Consider the following 14,828-nt stretch of genomic DNA (forward strand, 5'->3'; position numbering starts at 1 on the left):
CAACCTTCCGGGGCCTCTTGTGGAGGCGTGGGAAGGCCGTGTCTCTGCGCGGCATGGTAGCACCCGCGTTGCGCGCGCGGTACCTTGCTATGCAGCATAAACCGGGCCAGCTACCCCCGTGATTTCCCGTAGGCACGGGCTTTCAGCGTGTACACTGCGTTGCATCCAGGCGGCCCCGACCGCCCGCTCCGGGCGGCGCCGGCTGCACCGCAACCCCCTATCGACACATGACAAATTCCCCTCGCCAGGGCGCGACCCTGGCTGTGCTGATYGACGCCGACAACGCGGCGCCCGCCATCGTGGAAGGCCTGCTGGCCGAAGTGGCCAAGTACGGCGTGGCCGCCGTGAAGCGSATCTACGGCGACTGGACCAAGCCCAACCTGGCCGGATGGAAGGAGCGACTGCTGTCGCACTCGATCCAGCCGATCCAGCAGTTCCGCTACACCGTGGGCAAGAACGCCACGGACAGCGCGATGATCATCGACGCGATGGACCTGCTCTACACGGGCCGCTTCGACGGGTTCTGCATCGTCTCCAGTGACAGCGACTTCACGCGGCTGGCGTCGCGCATCCGCGAGCAGGGGCTGATCGTCTACGGCTTCGGCGAGCGCAAGACCCCCAAGCCGTTCGTGACGGCCTGCGACAAGTTCATCTATTCCGATGTGCTGCGCGCGGACACCGATACCGACGTGGAAGCCGAGGGCGCCGTGGCCCCGGCACGCCGCCGCAACACCCAGGAGCTGCGGCAGGACTCGCGGCTGGTGCGCCTGCTGCAAAGCGCCGCGCAGGCGGTGTCCGACGAGGACGGCTGGTCGACGCTGGGCGGCATGGGCAACCACATCGCCAAGCAGGCGCCGGAATTCGACTCGCGTAACTATGGGTACGGCAAGCTGTCCGAACTCGTGGCATCGACCAACCTGTTCGAGGTGGAAACGCGCAACGGCGGGAACAACAAGACCATCTGGGTGCGGCTGAAAAAGCGCGCCAAGGGGGAGGGCGGCCAGCCGGGGCAGCAGTCGGGCCAGCAGGGTGGGCAACAGGGTGGCCAGCAATCGGGCCAGCAGTCTGGGCAACAGTCGGGTCAGTCCGGCCAGTCCGGCCAGTCCGGCCAGCAGCAGCGCCCGCAGCAAAACCAGTCGAACCAGCAGGAGCGCCGCCCGTCGCCGCCGCCGCTGCCGGCCACCACGGTGGCCCAGGCCGTGCCGCCGGTGGAAACGCCCGCGCCAGTGGTCGAAATCGACGCCATCCCCGAGCCGGCCCCGGTCTTCTCGGCGGCCTCCGAGGACGAACCGGCCGGCTCCGCCTCGACCCTGATCCCGGAAGCCGTGGAACCCCCGGCTTCGTCACGCGGCAAGCGCGCCAAGCGTCCCGAAGTCGCCCTGAGCGACACCCCGTGGCCAATCGACCAGTCAGTCTTCGCCGCCCCGGGCACGACGGTGCTGTCCGCCCAGGTTGTCGAGGAACCCACCGAGCCCGCCCCGGCCCCCGCCGAGGAAGCCCCGAAGCCCGCCGACAAGAAAGCTCCCGCAAAGAAAGCCGCCCCGCGCAAGCGCGCGCCGGCCAAGAAGGCGGTGAAGAAGGCAGCGGAGTAAGGTAGTGAGGGGAGGGCGGCCGGCTTAACGAAGCCGGGCCGCTCGCCCACGCCGGTCCAGCATCCACCTGCGCGCCAGCCAGGTTCCGATCACCACCGCCACGAATGACAAGGCGAGGTGGACCAGGAGTTCCAGATCGTCGCCAGCTTCGCCGTCCCAGAATCCCGGGACATGGGTGAATATCCAGAACCAGAACGACTCCGGGAATGGGAAGATGGCCGCAAGCCAACGCAGCCAAACGAAGGTTAGCGCGAGCGTGGCAAAAACCGTCCACACGGCCAACAATAGCCACCGAGCCAAGGTCTTCATCTGACGATCACCCTGCCATACGCCTTGAGCGTCGTCCCCGGCACGGGGTGTTGTCGCTGGGCTTTGAGGAGCGAGCGGAGGTGGTGGTAGCCCATGTGGCTCTCGACGGTAATGCACCCTTTGCTGATGCCTTGGCCGCCCTTCGGATGGAGGCGGAATTCGCCGCGCCGTATGGCGGTGCAGAAGGCTTCGTCATCTATCTTGCCGTCAACAGCATAGAGAGCGAACCATTCGTTCTTGTTCCGAAGCGAATCTCTGATCGACCCGAGCATGCCTCCGGATTGCCGATCAACGACGTAGTAGGTTCCGCGGGGAATCGGACCTGTACTTGCATAGCAGGAAAATTCGGGTCGATTCTTATGGTGATCCAGGCCWGAAAACGCTGGAAAAGCCAGAGCGCCGCAGCGCAGCGCACTCATTTCCTTGCCATTCAGTTCAAAGGTGCATTCGAGCATGGTCGTTCTCCATCGAAGTCTCTCAACCGTGAGAGCACGAAGGAGGCTACGCCTGGGGCCTTGCCGCGAACATCATACGAGTTCGAAACTCAGCGCATCAGAGGGCTGCGCGCTTGAGCAGGCGGGCGCGGGGAGCTAACCGCCAGCCGTGGCTATGCCTTCGGGGTGCTTCCCTCTCCCCGTGGGAGAGGGACCGAGGGAGAGGGCAGGCGCATCAACGAAGTCCGGCCATGCGCCGGCGCCGGGCCAGCACCCATCTGCGGGTCAGCCAGGTTCCGATGACCACCACCCCGAACGACAGCCCGAGGTGGATCAGCATGACGAGGTCGTGGGACGATTCACAGTCCCCGAACTCAGGGAACTGGGTGAACATCCAGACCCAGAAAGCTTCCGGAAATGGGATGAGGAACGAGACCCAGTGGAACCACACGTAGGTCAGGCCGAGCGTCCCCACGATGGTCCACAGGCCGAGCAGCAGGTAGCGGATAAGCGTAGTCATTTCACCTCGCAGGCAGTAGAGCCCACGAGGCTAGCGACTCCGTATCGCCGCGACCATCGTACGAGTTCGAAACTCAGCGCACCAGCTGATTGATCTCGATAATCGGCATCAGCACCGCCAGCACGATGAGCGCTTACCGGCCGTCTAATGTCGGCGCAGTGATGTGTTGGATCGACGCAGGGACCGGAACCGTGCAAGGCGGCAAGCCGCCCACGTCCCGATAGCGACCACCACGAACGAGATGCCGAGGTAAATCAAAATGGCGAGATCGTAAGCYGATTCACCGTCCCAGAACCCAGGCGTATGGGCGAATACCCATACCCAAAAGGTATCGGGCAAATGGACATAGCGCCCAAGCTCGTGGATCCAGAGGTAAGTCAGGCCCAAAGTCGCGATGAGCACCCAAAGTATCAGTAGAAGATAGCGCGCGAACCTTGTCATTTGACGACCACCTTTCCATATGCCAAATGTTTGGTTCCCGGAATGGGACTTAGCTTCTGTCCCTTCAGCAGCCCCCGCAGCCGGTGGAAATCCATTGGATTGTCTATCGTGATGCAGCCTTTGCTGATTCCGAGGTCGCCCTTGGGATGAAGCCGGAAGTTTCCCCGCTTCACGGCGTTGCAGTAGGTGTAGTCGTCGATCTTGCGGTCTATTGCGTACAGGGCAAACCAGTCGCCTTTCCCGCTCCAAGCATCCCTGATCGGACCAAGCAGGCCTCCCGATTGCCTGTCAATAATGAAATAGGTGCCGCGTGGAATTGGCCCCGAGTCCAAGGTGCACATGAATTCCGGGCGATTTACGTGCGTCGCCAGGCCTGAAAACGCTGGAAAAGCCAGAGCGCCGCAGCGCAGCGCACTCATTGCCTTGCCATTCAGTTCAAAGGTGCATTCGAGCATGGTCGTTCTCCACCGAAGTCTCTCAACCGTGAGAGCACGAAGGAGGCTACGCCTGGGGCCTTGCCGCGACCATCGTACGAGTTCGAAACTCAGCGCACCAGCTGATTGATCTCGATAATCGGCATCAGCACCGCCAGCACGATCAGCAGCACCACCACGCCCATCGTCAGAATCAGCAGCGGTTCCAGCAGGCTGGTCAGGAACAGCGTGCGGCGTTCCAGTTCCTGGCTTTCGCCGATGGCGGCGCGTTCCAGCATGATCGGCAGGTTGCCGGTGGCTTCGCCGGAGCGGATCAGGTGGACCAGCACCGGCGGGAACTGGTTCTGCGCGGCCAGCGCGCGGGCCAGCGAGGCGCCTTCGCGCACGCGGGTGGTGGCGTCGTCGACGTTGGTTTTCAGCGCGAGGTTGGTCAGCGTTTCGCCGGCGGCCTGCAGGCTGCGCAGGATCGGCACGCCGGCAGAGACCAGGATGGCCAGCGTGCTGGCGAAGCGCGCCGTGTTGTAGCCCCGGATCAGCTTGCCCAACAGCGGGGCGGTCARCAGCCAGCGGTGCCAGGCCAGGCGGACGTCCGGCTGGCGCAGCACGCTGCGGATGACCAGCGTGGCCACCGCGATCACRGCCAGCGCCGCCCACCACCAGTTCCGTACGAAATCCGACAGCGCCAGCATGACRATGGTCAGCGTCGGCAACTTCTGCTTGGTGTTGGCGAACACGCTCACCACCTGCGGCACCACATACGACAGCAGGAAGATCACGATGGCGAAYGCCACCACCGTGACGATGGCGGGGTAGGTGAAGGCCAGCCGGATCTTCGAGGTGAGCTGGTTGCGCGTCTCGATATAGGTCGCCAGCCGTTCCAGCACCACGCCGAGGTGGCCGGAGTGCTCGCCGGCCGAGACCAGCGCGCGGTAGATATCGGGGAAGTCTTTCGGATGCTGGGCCAGCGCCACGGAGAGCGAGCTGCCGCCCATCACCTCGGCGCGGATGCCGGCYAGCAGTTCGTGCAGGTACTGGCGCTCGGCCTGATCGGCCAGCGCGCCCAGCGCCTCGTCGAGCGGCAGGCCGGAGACGATCAGGCTGGCGAGCTGGCGCGTGAACAGCGCCTGCTCCTGCGTGGAGAGCCGGCGCACCAGGACGCTGCTGCCGGTGCGCGGCGCCAGCCCGGCGCCGGCCAGCGGATCGACGGTGATCGGCGTCAGCCCGCGCGCGCGCAGTTGCGTGCGCGCCTGCTTGGGGCTGTCGGCCTCGATGACGCCGCGGTCGGCGCGGCCGGTGGCGTCGGCGGCTTCGTAGCGATAGGCGGGCATGCGGTGCGGCTCCCGGCTATTCGCGCGTCACGCGCAGCACTTCTTCGAGCGACGTGGCGCCGCTGTCGATCCAGCGCTGGGCATCGGCCCGCATGGTGTGCATGCCCTTGGCCAGCCCCACCTGCTTGATCTCGGATTCGGGCTGCTGGCGGTGGATCATGGTCTGGATGTCGGCATCCACGGTCAGCAGTTCATAGACGCCCATCCGGCCCTGATAGCCCGAATGGCCGCACTTGTCGCAGCCCACGGCGTGCCACACGCGCTGGAGCGGCTTGCCCTGCGCGTGCAGGATCTCGGCCTCGGCGGGTGTCACTTCGATCACTTCCTCGCGCTTGCAGTGCGGGCACAGCCGGCGTACCAACCGCTGCGCCAGCACGCCGAGCAGCGACGACGACAGCAGGAACGGCTCGATCCCCATATCGACCAGACGCGTCACGGCCGAGGCCGAGTCGTTGGTGTGCAGCGTGGCCAGCACCAGGTGGCCGGTCAGCGAGGCCTGCACGGCGATCTGCGCCGTCTCCAGGTCACGGATTTCGCCGATCATCACCACGTCCGGGTCCTGCCGCAGGATCGCGCGCAGGGCCTTGCCGAATGTCATGTCGATGCGGGGATTGACCTGGGTCTGGCCGATGCCGTCCAGGTCGTACTCGATCGGGTCTTCCACCGTCATGATGTTGGTGGTGCGCGCGTCGAGCCGCGACAGTGCCGCGTACAGCGTGGTGGTCTTGCCGGAACCGGTCGGCCCGGTCACCAGCACGATGCCGTGCGGCTGGCGCACGAGGTGATCGAAGCCGCCCAGCGTATTGGGCGCCATGCCAAGCTTGGCGAGGTCCAGCCGGCCGGCTTCCTTGTCGAGCAGACGCAGCACCGCGCGCTCGCCGTGGCCGGTGGGCAGCGTGGAGACGCGCACATCCACCGGCCGGCCGCCCACGCGCAGCGTGATGCGGCCGTCCTGCGGCAGGCGTTTCTCGGCGATGTCGAGCTGCGCCATGATCTTGATCCGCGAGATCAGCGCGCCGTGCAGCGCCTTCTTGGGCCGCACCACGTCGCGCAGCGTGCCATCCACCCGGAAGCGCACCACRGACGACGACTCGAACGGCTCGATATGGATATCCGAGGCCTGCTCGCGCGCGGCCTGGGTCAGCAGGGCGTTGATCATGCGGATGATCGGCGCGTCGTCCTCGGACTCGAGCAGGTCTTCCACGGCGGGAATGTCCTGCATCAGCCGCGACAGGTCGACTTCGCCCTCCACCTCGCCCACCACCTGGGCGGCGCTGCCGTCCTGGCGGTTGTAGGCATCGGAGATCGCCGCGATCAGCGCGTCCGGCTCCAGCACGCGCAGTTGCAGCGCGCCGTGCACGCGGGCCACCTCGGCCAGCGCCTGTGGCGCCGTGGCGCGGCTGACCCAGACCTCCACGCCATCGGGGCGCTGGTGGGCGATCAGCAGCGGCGCTTCGCGCGAAAACGAGTACGAGACCAGCCGCGCCGCCATCGGCGAGGGCGGCTCGAGTGGTGCAGGTGCCGGTGCCGACGGTGCCGGCAGGGCGGTGTTGTCGATAGTTTCGGTGGCCATGGTTAGCCTTTAACCGGCGCGTGGCGTATCGGTGGCTTGCGAGCCCTTGGAGATCGGGCGCGGCGCTGCCTGCGGGGCCGGCGACGGCGCGGCAGGCAGGGTCGGGTCCAGCGGCAGCGGGCTCTGCACCGGCCCGTTGTAACGCGGATCGACGAACGGCGCGCCCGGCGCGTCCGCCGGCGGCAGCACTGGGGTGTCCTTGTCGCGTACGAACATGTTAGGCGAGACGAAGCCCTGCTGCTGGCCGCGGATGTACTCGTAGCGGTCCTGCGTCAGGCGGTCGGTGGCCTGTGCCGTGCGCATGATGTACGGGCGCAGGAACACCAGCAGGTTGGTCTTCTTGCGGTTCTTGTTCTCGTAGCGGAACAGGGCGCCGAGGTAGGGAATGTCGCCCAGCAGCGGCACCTTCTGCACGCCGTCGCCGTAGCTGTCCTCGATCAGGCCGCCCAGCACGATGATCTGGCCGTCATCCACCAGCACGTTGGTCTCGATCGAGCGCACGTTGGTGGTCGGGCCCTGCGTGGCGTTGATCGTGTTGGCCACCACCGACGAGGACTCCTGGTAGATCTGCATCTTCACCAGCCCGCCGTCCGTGATCTGCGGCCGCACGCGCAGCGTGATGCCGACGTCCTTGCGGTCGAAGGTCTGGAACGGCGTGACCGAGGCCGAGCTGCCGGTCTGGGCGTAGGAGCCGGTCGTGATCGGAATGTTCTGGCCGATCAGGATCTTGGCTTCCTCGTTCTCCAGCGTGATCAGGTTCGGCGTGGAGAGCAGGTTCACGCTGTCGTTGCTGCCGAGGGCGCGCAGCAGCGCGCCGAGGCCGATGGCCTTGTTGACCACGCCCAGGTTCAGGCCGCCGATGTCCGGCACCAGCTGCGTGGCGGCCGCGATGCCCGCCGTGCTGTCGTTGTTGATGGCCGCGATGGCGCCGGTCAGGTTGATGATGTTCTTGCCGCCCGAGCCGAAGTTCGTGCCCGCGAAGCCGATGGCGTTGCCACCCGAGTTGATCAGGCCCTGCCACTGGATGCCCAGTTCGCTGGCCTGCGTGGCGGTCACTTCCACGATCATCGACTCGATGTAGACCTGCGCGCGGCGCGCGTCGAGGTCGTCGATCACGGCGCGCAGGTTGCGGTAGACCGGYTCGCTGGCGGTGATGATCAGCGCGTTGGTGGTCGGGTCGGCCTGGATCGTGCCGCCGGTGGTCGGCTGCTGGTTGACCGCGAACGACGACGAGAAGGCATTCGAGCCGCCGCCGCCGAAGCCCGAACCGCCCGASGAGCCCGAGCGGCCATAGCCGCCGCTGCTGGACGAGCCGCCGCCGTACTGGCCGCTCTGCGTYGACGCCTGGTTCTGGAACGCGCCGGACGTGGCGGTGTTGGCGCCCGCGCCGGCCGCCCCGCCCTGCTGCGTGGAGCTGGCGAAGCTGGTGTCGGCGGCGACGATGGCGCGCAGCGTGGCCGCCAGCTTSACCGCATCGGCGTTCTTGAGCGGCACCACCCAGATATTGCCGGGGCGGGCGTAGGGCTGGTCGAGCTTCTCGATCAGCTGGCGCGCCTGCTGCACGCGCGCGCGGCTGGAGGCGCGGATCATCAGCGAGTTGGTGCGTGGCTCGGCCACGACCGAGGTGCGCAGGCTGGCATCGCCCCCGGGGGCCGCGCCGCCGCCGGCGCCGCCGGAGGCCGACGGGTCGAGCAGCCGTTGCAGGACCACGGCGGCGTCGCTGGCGATGGCGTTCTTCAGCGGAATCAGTTCGACTTCGCCCGACGCCGGCGCATCCACGGCGGCGATGATGCGGGCCAGCCGGCGCAGGTTGTCGGCGTAGTCGGTAATGACCAGCGTGTTGTTGGCCGGGTAGGCGGTGATCGTGTTGTTCGGTGCGATCATCGGGCGCAGCACCGGCACGAGGTTGTTGGCGGACTCGTAGTTGAGCCGGAACACCTGCGTGACGACCTGATCACCCCGGCTCGAGCCGGCGCCGATCACGGTGGGCGAGCCCTGCAGCTTGGCGTCGGCCTCGGGCACCACCTTGGTGAAGCCGTTGCTCTCTACCATCGCATAGCCCTGCATGCGCAGCACCGAGCCCAGCGTCTCCAGTGCCTGCGCGCGCGACACCGGCTGCTCCGTCACCAGATTCACCGTGCCCTTCACGCGCGGATCGATGACGAAGTTCTTGCCCGTGGCCTGGCCTACCGCCTTGACCACCGAGTCGAGGTCGGCGTTGACGAAGTTCAGCACCACCTGGTCACGGTTCTGCGTGCGCGGCGTGATGTCGTTGGGCTGCGGCGGCTGGCCCTGGCCCTGGGCCCACAGCGGGGCAGGGGCCAGCAGGGACAGGCCGCACAGCAGCGCGGTGGCGCGGGCGCAGGCGGTACGGAGAAAGCGGTGGTGTGCGTGCGTTGTCATCATGGTTCTAGGCGTGCTGCGCTCGGTCAAGGGCTAGTGGTGGCTCAGAAGCGCAGCCGTGTCACGTTGTTCTCATGTCTACCCAGCAGGCTCAACAGCCCTGCCAGTTGCGTGGCGGCGTCGGGGTCGGTACGGGCCGTGCCCTCGAAGCGTGCCTGCCGGCCCAGGGTGCCGCTGCCCTCCAGGTACAGCGGTCCGGCCGTGGTCTTCAGTTGCAGCTTGCCGTCCACGCCGGCCAGGTCCACTTCGGCGCGATAGCTGCCGAGTGGACGTAGCCGGCTCACGGCGGAGGACACCTGGTCGAACTGCAACGTCAGGTGCCCGAAAGTCTGGCTGCCGGTCTTCTTGTCGCCGAACTGGCCGCGCAGCGCGGACCAGTCGATCCGCATCTGGCCGTCCGGCCGCAACGTGTTGAACGGGGCGCCGATGCCTTCCAGCAGCGCGGCCGGCAGGCGGATGGCGCCGGCCTGCGCGGTCCAGCCGGTCGGTGTCACAGCCAGCGTCACCGGGGCCGCCATGGCCTCGGTGTGCGCCAGCGCCACGCGCAGCGTCCCGACCAACAGCGGCCAGCCCGCCACGTTCCATTCGAGCCGGCCCGGCAGGACCGTCGCGGTCTGGCTCCCCGCGCCGGCGGAGAGCGCCAGCGTGGCGCTGCCGTGCCAGATCGTGCCGGCCGCGTCGGCCAGYAGTACCCGGCGCTGCGTGCGGCTGGCCACGCTCTCGGCCAGCCATGCGGCGGGCGCGCAGGCCGCTACCGTCACGGCTACCGTGGCGACGCCCAGCAGCGCCCAGCGCACGCGCTTCCAGCCACGCGCCACGGGCGCGCGCCGGCGCGTCAGACGCAGCGATTCCAGCCGGACCATCAGTTTCGGCCGCCCGAGCCGGGGCCTTGCAGTGTGGCGGTCACGTTGACCAGCGCCGTCGCGCCCACGTAGGCGATACGGGCATCGACCACCTTGAGCCGCTGCTGCGCGCGTACGTCCTGGAGCCAGCCGGCCACTGCGCCGAACGGTACTTTATCGAGTTGAAGCTGCACGGCATTGTCGCCGGTCGGCGCCAGCCTGGTCGGCTTCAGGCCATGCTGGCCCATGCTGTCCTGCAGCGCCTGGGTCAGGGCATCGCCGCGCAGCGTGGGGGCCGGGCTGGCGGCCAGGCCGCGTGCCTCGTGCGCCAGCGTTTCCATCTCGGCAAGGTCCGCGCGCATCTGCGGCAGATTGCGATTCAGGCGGGCGCGGCCATCGGCGGCCGGTTCCCACAGCAGCAGGTAGCCGAAGACGAGCACCAGCAACACGGCGCCGCCGCCGAGGATGGCCTGCTCGCGCGGGTTGCGGGCGTTCCAGAAGGCGTCGAAGCGTTCGCGCCAGCGTTCCGGCACACGCGGTTTCAGGCGCGCGAAGCGGGCGGAGAGGGCGCTGGGCCGGGCGGAGGGACGCGACATTTTCATGATGCGGCCTTCACGGTCCAGCGCGTGGCGCCCTGCGGGGGCGAGCTGCCGCCGCGCGCGGCGTCCGGCGGATTCTTGTCTTCTTCCATCTGCAGGCCGGTCTGGCGCACCGCGTTGCGCAGCGCGCCGGTGTTGGTGCCGGGTTTCAGCGTCACATAGAGCGTGCCCGCGCGGTATTCCAGCGCCAGCAGCGCATCGGGCGGCAACTGCTGGGCGCCGCGCGCGAAGCCATCGGCCAGCGGCAGGAAATCGCCCGGCACGCTACGCCCGCTCGCCGTGCGCAGCTGTTCCACCTGGCGGCGCATCAGCAAGGGCGGCTCGGCGATCTGCGGCACATTGGGGAAGGCGGTGTGGAGCAGGTCCGCCTGCGCGGCCTCGACCCGCTTCGCCTCGTTGCGCAGCAGCAGCCACTGGATATTCACGCCGATGATCTGCACCAGCAGCAGGCCGATGGCCAGCGCCACGGGCAGGCGCCACGCGCGCAGGTTCCAGCGATCCATGCGGCCCTGCGCGAATTCGAACTGGGCGAGGTCGAGCTGGGGATTCTGCAGGCAGTCTTCGGCGCCAACCAGCCAGAGGCGCCAGGCATCGGAAATCCGCGAGGCACGGGCGACCGGCGGCTGCGCGTGGAGTGCCGGCACCGGGGCGTGCGCGYGCGCCGTAGCGTCGCCATGCCATTGGCCGGCCGGAGCCAGCGCCTGCCAGGCCGCCAGCGCGGCATCGCCCAGCATCAGGCCGAAACCCTCGTACTGGCCGGTGCGGGCCGTGACCTGCCACATGCGCGTCGCTTCCGTCGTGGCGGTGGCCGTGACGTCGAGCAACGAGGCGGATTGCGAAAGTGCYGTGGCAGCCGCCTCCACGATCARCGTGGCMGGCTGGACTGGGGCGGTGGGCTTCGATGCAGCCACGGCAGGCGCCGGTTGGGCAGCGCCGGCACCAGCCAGCACGGGCTCGGGCGCCTCGGCGTCGGCCGGCACCGCTTCGACCGGTTCCGGCAACGGCAGGCAAAGCTGCGCGGCCACCACGTGGCGGCGGCGGTGCTTGTGTTCGGCAAAGTTGTCGAGCGCGGCGCGCATCCAGGCGCGGTCCGTCACCATCAGCAGGCGGCGGCGCGCGCCACGGGCGGTCGCCGTCGGGTCCAGCGCCGGCCCGAGCGCGATATGGCAGGGGGCGGCGTCCGTCGCCAGCATGTCCTCGACCAGATTCGGCAGGGCCAGCCGCAGCCGCGCGGGCGGCAGCGGRGGCACCATCGCCGTGGTCAGCAGCACGTCTGAGGCGGCCACGATCAGCACCAGGCGGTCCGCCGCCGGCATGTCGGCGGCCAATGCGTGGCCTTCGCGCAACAGTTCGGGGGCGTGGGGCAGGCCCGGGCGGCGGCTCTTGTCCGCCACCGGCGTGCGGACCAATGCAAAAGCCATGGCGCCAAACTGCCACGGTTGCGGCTGGTCGTGCGGCCGTTGCGGCAGGCGGACGTAGAGGGTGGTGCTCAAGGGTTACCTAAATGGAATCGCTCGGTCGGGGTGGGGCGGCGCGGCAGGCCGCCCGGGTTCGGCGCAACAGCGTACCTTGCCTGTGTGACTAAAGCACGTCAATACAGTCCTGTCTGAATCTGGTCTCGACGTTTGTCCGACATTTATGGAGCATGCCGCACCCGGGGGTGCCCGCATGACTCAGGGCGCCTCCGGCAGGCGGTCGGTGTCGCGCACCCAGAGTACACGGGTGGTGTTGCCGCTCCCGAGCGTGGACGCGCGCTGGACCAACGACACCTGCAGCCGCCGCGCGCGCTCGTGCCGCACCAGACCATACACCAGGAAATAGTGGGTGCTTACCTCAAGCGCTTCGCCGGCGGTGCTGCCGGCCTGCGGCGCGACGGCGCGCAGCTGCGTGCTGATGTCGCCSGTATTGCGGAAGTAGGCGCGGTCGCGCTGGCGCACCAGCTCGCGGGCGCGGTCCAACGGCAGCTTGTCGATGGCGGCGGCCAGTACCTCGGGCTCGGCCGTGTTGGCATTGATCTTGGTCCGTTCGGGCAGGAAGGCGATGAACGGGTCCAGCGCGGCCACCATCTCCGGGTTGTAGCCGGGAATGGCGAGCAGGTCGGCGGCGGTGTCGGGCGGGCGCGGCACGGGCTGGCCGTCGGGCGACGCCCCGCGTGCCGCGCGTACCAGATACTGCGCGGTCGGCTCTGCCAGCGACGGATTCATGCCGAGCGTTTGAAGCAGGCGGCGGTAAACCAGCAGCGAGGGCAGGTCGATCTCCACCACGCGCCCGCTGCCCGAGGCGTTCCAGATATAGAGGTTGTTGAGGTTGAAGCGCGCCTGGGCATCGACGATGCGGCCAGACAGGAACGAGGTCTCCCCGGCCTGGTCCGTGCGCAGCCCGGCGCCGAGGAAGTCGGACAGCCGCGTCTCCGCCACCGGCACCGACCACGGCTCGCCGAGATAGTCGACGTTGGAGCGGCGCTGGTCGTCGCGCAGGATCAGCCGCGCCCAGTCCACGGCCGCGCGCTCGATCCACGCGGCCTGCGCGGTCAGGCGCTGGTTCTCGATCGACCGGATCTGCACCTGTTGGCGCCACAGCATGCCGGAGACGATGACCACGGCAAGCGTCACCATCAGCAGGGCCGTGACCACGGCGGCGCCGCGCTGGTGGGTACGGTGGCGAGGGAGGGCAGGGCGCGCGTTCATAGGCCGGTCATGCAGACTTTCTGGAACCGGCGTGGCGCGTCGCCATCGCCCATCTTTGCCAGCACGGTCAGCTCCAGCGCGCGCAGCGTGGCATTGCCGTTGATGTTGGCGGGGCCGGCGTCCGCGTCGCTTGCGCCAGCGGTGCCGGCTGCGGTTGCGGCCTGCGCCGCCGCGCTGTCGATGGCGCTCTGCTGCATCAGCGCGGCCCGCACCCGGCCGTTCTCGGCCTGCCAGCCGGCCGGCTCCACCCAGACCCGCGCGGCCAGTTCGGCCGTATCGGGCAGCAGTGGCCGCACCTGGGCGCCGCCGGGCGCGCCCTGGCGCAGGTTCACCATCGCACCCTGCACCGCGTTGCGTGAGAGCGCGGGGCGGCTGGCCATACGGACCAGCGTGTTGTTATCCACACGGTAGACCACCACCTGCCAGGCGGTGGGCTGGCCTTCGTCGCGGCGGTCGCGCACCAGCATCARCTGGTTGGCGCCGAGTTCCACGGGGCTGGCCTGGAGCTGGGTGGGATTGGCCAGGTGCTCGCAATCGGACTGGAACTGGCCGTAGAGCACCTTCAGGGCGTCGAGGCGTGCGTCGTGATCGGTCAGGCGTTCGCGGCTGCGCGTCAGGGAATCCAGCGCACGCCAGCCAATCACGGCCATCACGGCCAGCAGGGTGATGGCGACGAGCATCTCCAGCAGCGTGAAGCCGCCACGCCGGCTGCGGGGGGAGGGCCGCTCAGAGGACGCCGCGCGTTTCATTGGGAACCAAAGTGACGAGCCAGGCCAGCCTGACCGATTTGTCGGTGGCCGACGGGTACACGGCAATTTCCACGCGCCGGAACGACGGATTGGGGGTGCCCGAGACCGATTCCTCGCACCAGAGCGGGGTGCCGCCCTGCGGGCAGTCGTAGCCGCGCGTGCCGGGTTCAGGCCAGGTCTTGGAGAGCCGCAGCGTGGCGAAATGGTTCTCGGCGCTGAATTCGGCCAACATGCGCGATTGCAGCGCGGCGCTCGACTCGGTCATCGAGCCCATCGCCCGCATGGCGGCCGTGAGCGCCACKGCGAGGATGGTCAGCGCCACCAGCACCTCGATCAGCGTGAAGCCGGATCGGTATTGCTGGCGGAGGGTCGATCGGGAGGCAGGGCGGCGGCTCATTGCGGCACCGTGGCCTGGTAGCGACCGCTGCCATCGCCGGTGATGTCCACGCGGATGTCGCCGCGCGTGAGGACCAGCCGCTGCGGCTCGTCCACCAGTTCGCGGCCGAATACCAGCCGCTGCGGGCCGGTGCCCACGCGCCGGCCGCCTTCGACGATCATCACGCTGTCCAGCCCCAGCCGCCAGTGGCCGGGCGCGAAAACATCGGCGCGCATCGGCACCCAGCCTTGCGGGGTGGATTCCAGGAAGCGCCAGCCGCCGGCATCGCCCTCCCAGGCCAGCGGGCGGGCGCCCAGTTGGGCGTCTTCCTGGGCGAGTTCGAACAGGCGGGCGATGCGCTGGCCGTCATCGAGCACACGGCCCCGCTCATTGGGCGAGGCATTGACGGCCACCAGGGAGATGACGATGCCGGCGATCACCATGACCACCAGCAGTTCGAGCAGCGTGAAGCCGGCGGGCCGGCGGCGCTGCGGGCAAGGGCGGCGCGGGAGCAAGGCGGGCGTCGCCGGGRCCATGTCGA

General features: G+C 68.5%; 15 protein-coding genes. 1 reads left to right on the forward strand and 14 read right to left on the reverse strand.

What is annotated here, in order from left to right:
- Nucleotides 1-227: 227 nt before the first annotated feature.
- A complete protein-coding gene (locus AB4Z27_RS23540; protein ID WP_441645387.1) occupies nucleotides 228-1,592 on the forward strand; it encodes an NYN domain-containing protein in 1,365 nt (454 codons plus the stop codon).
- 24 nt (nucleotides 1,593-1,616) lie between these two features.
- Here AB4Z27_RS23540 and AB4Z27_RS23545 read toward each other — a convergent pair whose 3' ends face one another.
- From AB4Z27_RS23545 to AB4Z27_RS23610, 14 genes are all read right to left on the reverse strand, one after another.
- Nucleotides 1,617-1,901, reverse strand: coding sequence for a hypothetical protein (locus tag AB4Z27_RS23545; RefSeq protein ID WP_092300085.1), 285 nt, complete (start codon nucleotides 1,899-1,901; stop codon nucleotides 1,617-1,619).
- Nucleotides 1,898-2,356: a DUF2778 domain-containing protein gene (locus tag AB4Z27_RS23550; protein ID WP_092300082.1), complete on the reverse strand. Its 459-nt coding sequence runs from the start codon at nucleotides 2,354-2,356 to the stop codon at nucleotides 1,898-1,900. The genes AB4Z27_RS23545 and AB4Z27_RS23550 overlap by 4 nt, the downstream gene beginning before the upstream one ends.
- Nucleotides 2,357-2,570: 214 nt before the next feature.
- A complete protein-coding gene (locus tag AB4Z27_RS23555; protein ID WP_144201992.1) occupies nucleotides 2,571-2,855 on the reverse strand; it encodes a hypothetical protein in 285 nt (94 codons plus the stop codon).
- 437 nt (nucleotides 2,856-3,292) lie between these two features.
- Entirely contained in the window at nucleotides 3,293-3,751 is a 459-nt protein-coding gene (locus AB4Z27_RS23560) for a DUF2778 domain-containing protein (protein WP_441645388.1), read from the reverse strand.
- 89 nt (nucleotides 3,752-3,840) lie between these two features.
- A complete protein-coding gene (gene gspF / locus AB4Z27_RS23565) occupies nucleotides 3,841-5,058 on the reverse strand; it encodes a type II secretion system inner membrane protein GspF (RefSeq protein ID WP_092300069.1) in 1,218 nt (405 codons plus the stop codon).
- Nucleotides 5,059-5,074: 16 nt separating this feature from the next.
- Complete coding sequence (gene gspE, locus AB4Z27_RS23570; protein WP_255370960.1) at nucleotides 5,075-6,631, reverse strand: type II secretion system ATPase GspE; 1,557 nt, start codon at nucleotides 6,629-6,631, stop codon at nucleotides 5,075-5,077.
- A gap of 9 nt (nucleotides 6,632-6,640) precedes the next feature.
- A complete protein-coding gene (gene gspD / locus AB4Z27_RS23575) occupies nucleotides 6,641-9,034 on the reverse strand; it encodes a type II secretion system secretin GspD (protein WP_092300396.1) in 2,394 nt (797 codons plus the stop codon).
- A gap of 44 nt (nucleotides 9,035-9,078) precedes the next feature.
- Complete coding sequence (locus tag AB4Z27_RS23580; protein ID WP_441593809.1) at nucleotides 9,079-9,897, reverse strand: type II secretion system protein N; 819 nt, start codon at nucleotides 9,895-9,897, stop codon at nucleotides 9,079-9,081.
- Complete coding sequence (locus AB4Z27_RS23585; protein ID WP_092300063.1) at nucleotides 9,897-10,478, reverse strand: type II secretion system protein M; 582 nt, start codon at nucleotides 10,476-10,478, stop codon at nucleotides 9,897-9,899. The genes AB4Z27_RS23580 and AB4Z27_RS23585 overlap by 1 nt, the downstream gene beginning before the upstream one ends.
- Complete coding sequence (gene gspL, locus AB4Z27_RS23590; protein ID WP_441645389.1) at nucleotides 10,475-11,968, reverse strand: type II secretion system protein GspL; 1,494 nt, start codon at nucleotides 11,966-11,968, stop codon at nucleotides 10,475-10,477. The genes AB4Z27_RS23585 and gspL overlap by 4 nt, the downstream gene beginning before the upstream one ends.
- Nucleotides 11,969-12,148: 180 nt before the next feature.
- Complete coding sequence (gene gspK, locus AB4Z27_RS23595; RefSeq protein ID WP_092300057.1) at nucleotides 12,149-13,162, reverse strand: type II secretion system minor pseudopilin GspK; 1,014 nt, start codon at nucleotides 13,160-13,162, stop codon at nucleotides 12,149-12,151.
- On the reverse strand, nucleotides 13,159-13,911 hold the full coding sequence (locus AB4Z27_RS23600; RefSeq protein WP_092300054.1) for a PulJ/GspJ family protein: 753 nt from the start codon (nucleotides 13,909-13,911) through the stop codon (nucleotides 13,159-13,161). Before AB4Z27_RS23600 ends, gspK begins: the two co-directional genes overlap by 4 nt.
- A complete protein-coding gene (gene gspI, locus AB4Z27_RS23605; RefSeq protein ID WP_092300051.1) occupies nucleotides 13,889-14,308 on the reverse strand; it encodes a type II secretion system minor pseudopilin GspI in 420 nt (139 codons plus the stop codon). The genes AB4Z27_RS23600 and gspI overlap by 23 nt, the downstream gene beginning before the upstream one ends.
- Nucleotides 14,305-14,823, reverse strand: coding sequence for a prepilin-type N-terminal cleavage/methylation domain-containing protein (locus AB4Z27_RS23610; protein WP_441645390.1), 519 nt, complete (start codon nucleotides 14,821-14,823; stop codon nucleotides 14,305-14,307). The genes gspI and AB4Z27_RS23610 overlap by 4 nt, the downstream gene beginning before the upstream one ends.
- Between the last annotated feature and the right edge of the window lie 5 nt (nucleotides 14,824-14,828).

The organism is Cupriavidus sp. KB_39, from assembly GCF_052114485.1.
Classification (GTDB): Bacteria; Pseudomonadota; Gammaproteobacteria; order Burkholderiales; family Burkholderiaceae; genus Cupriavidus.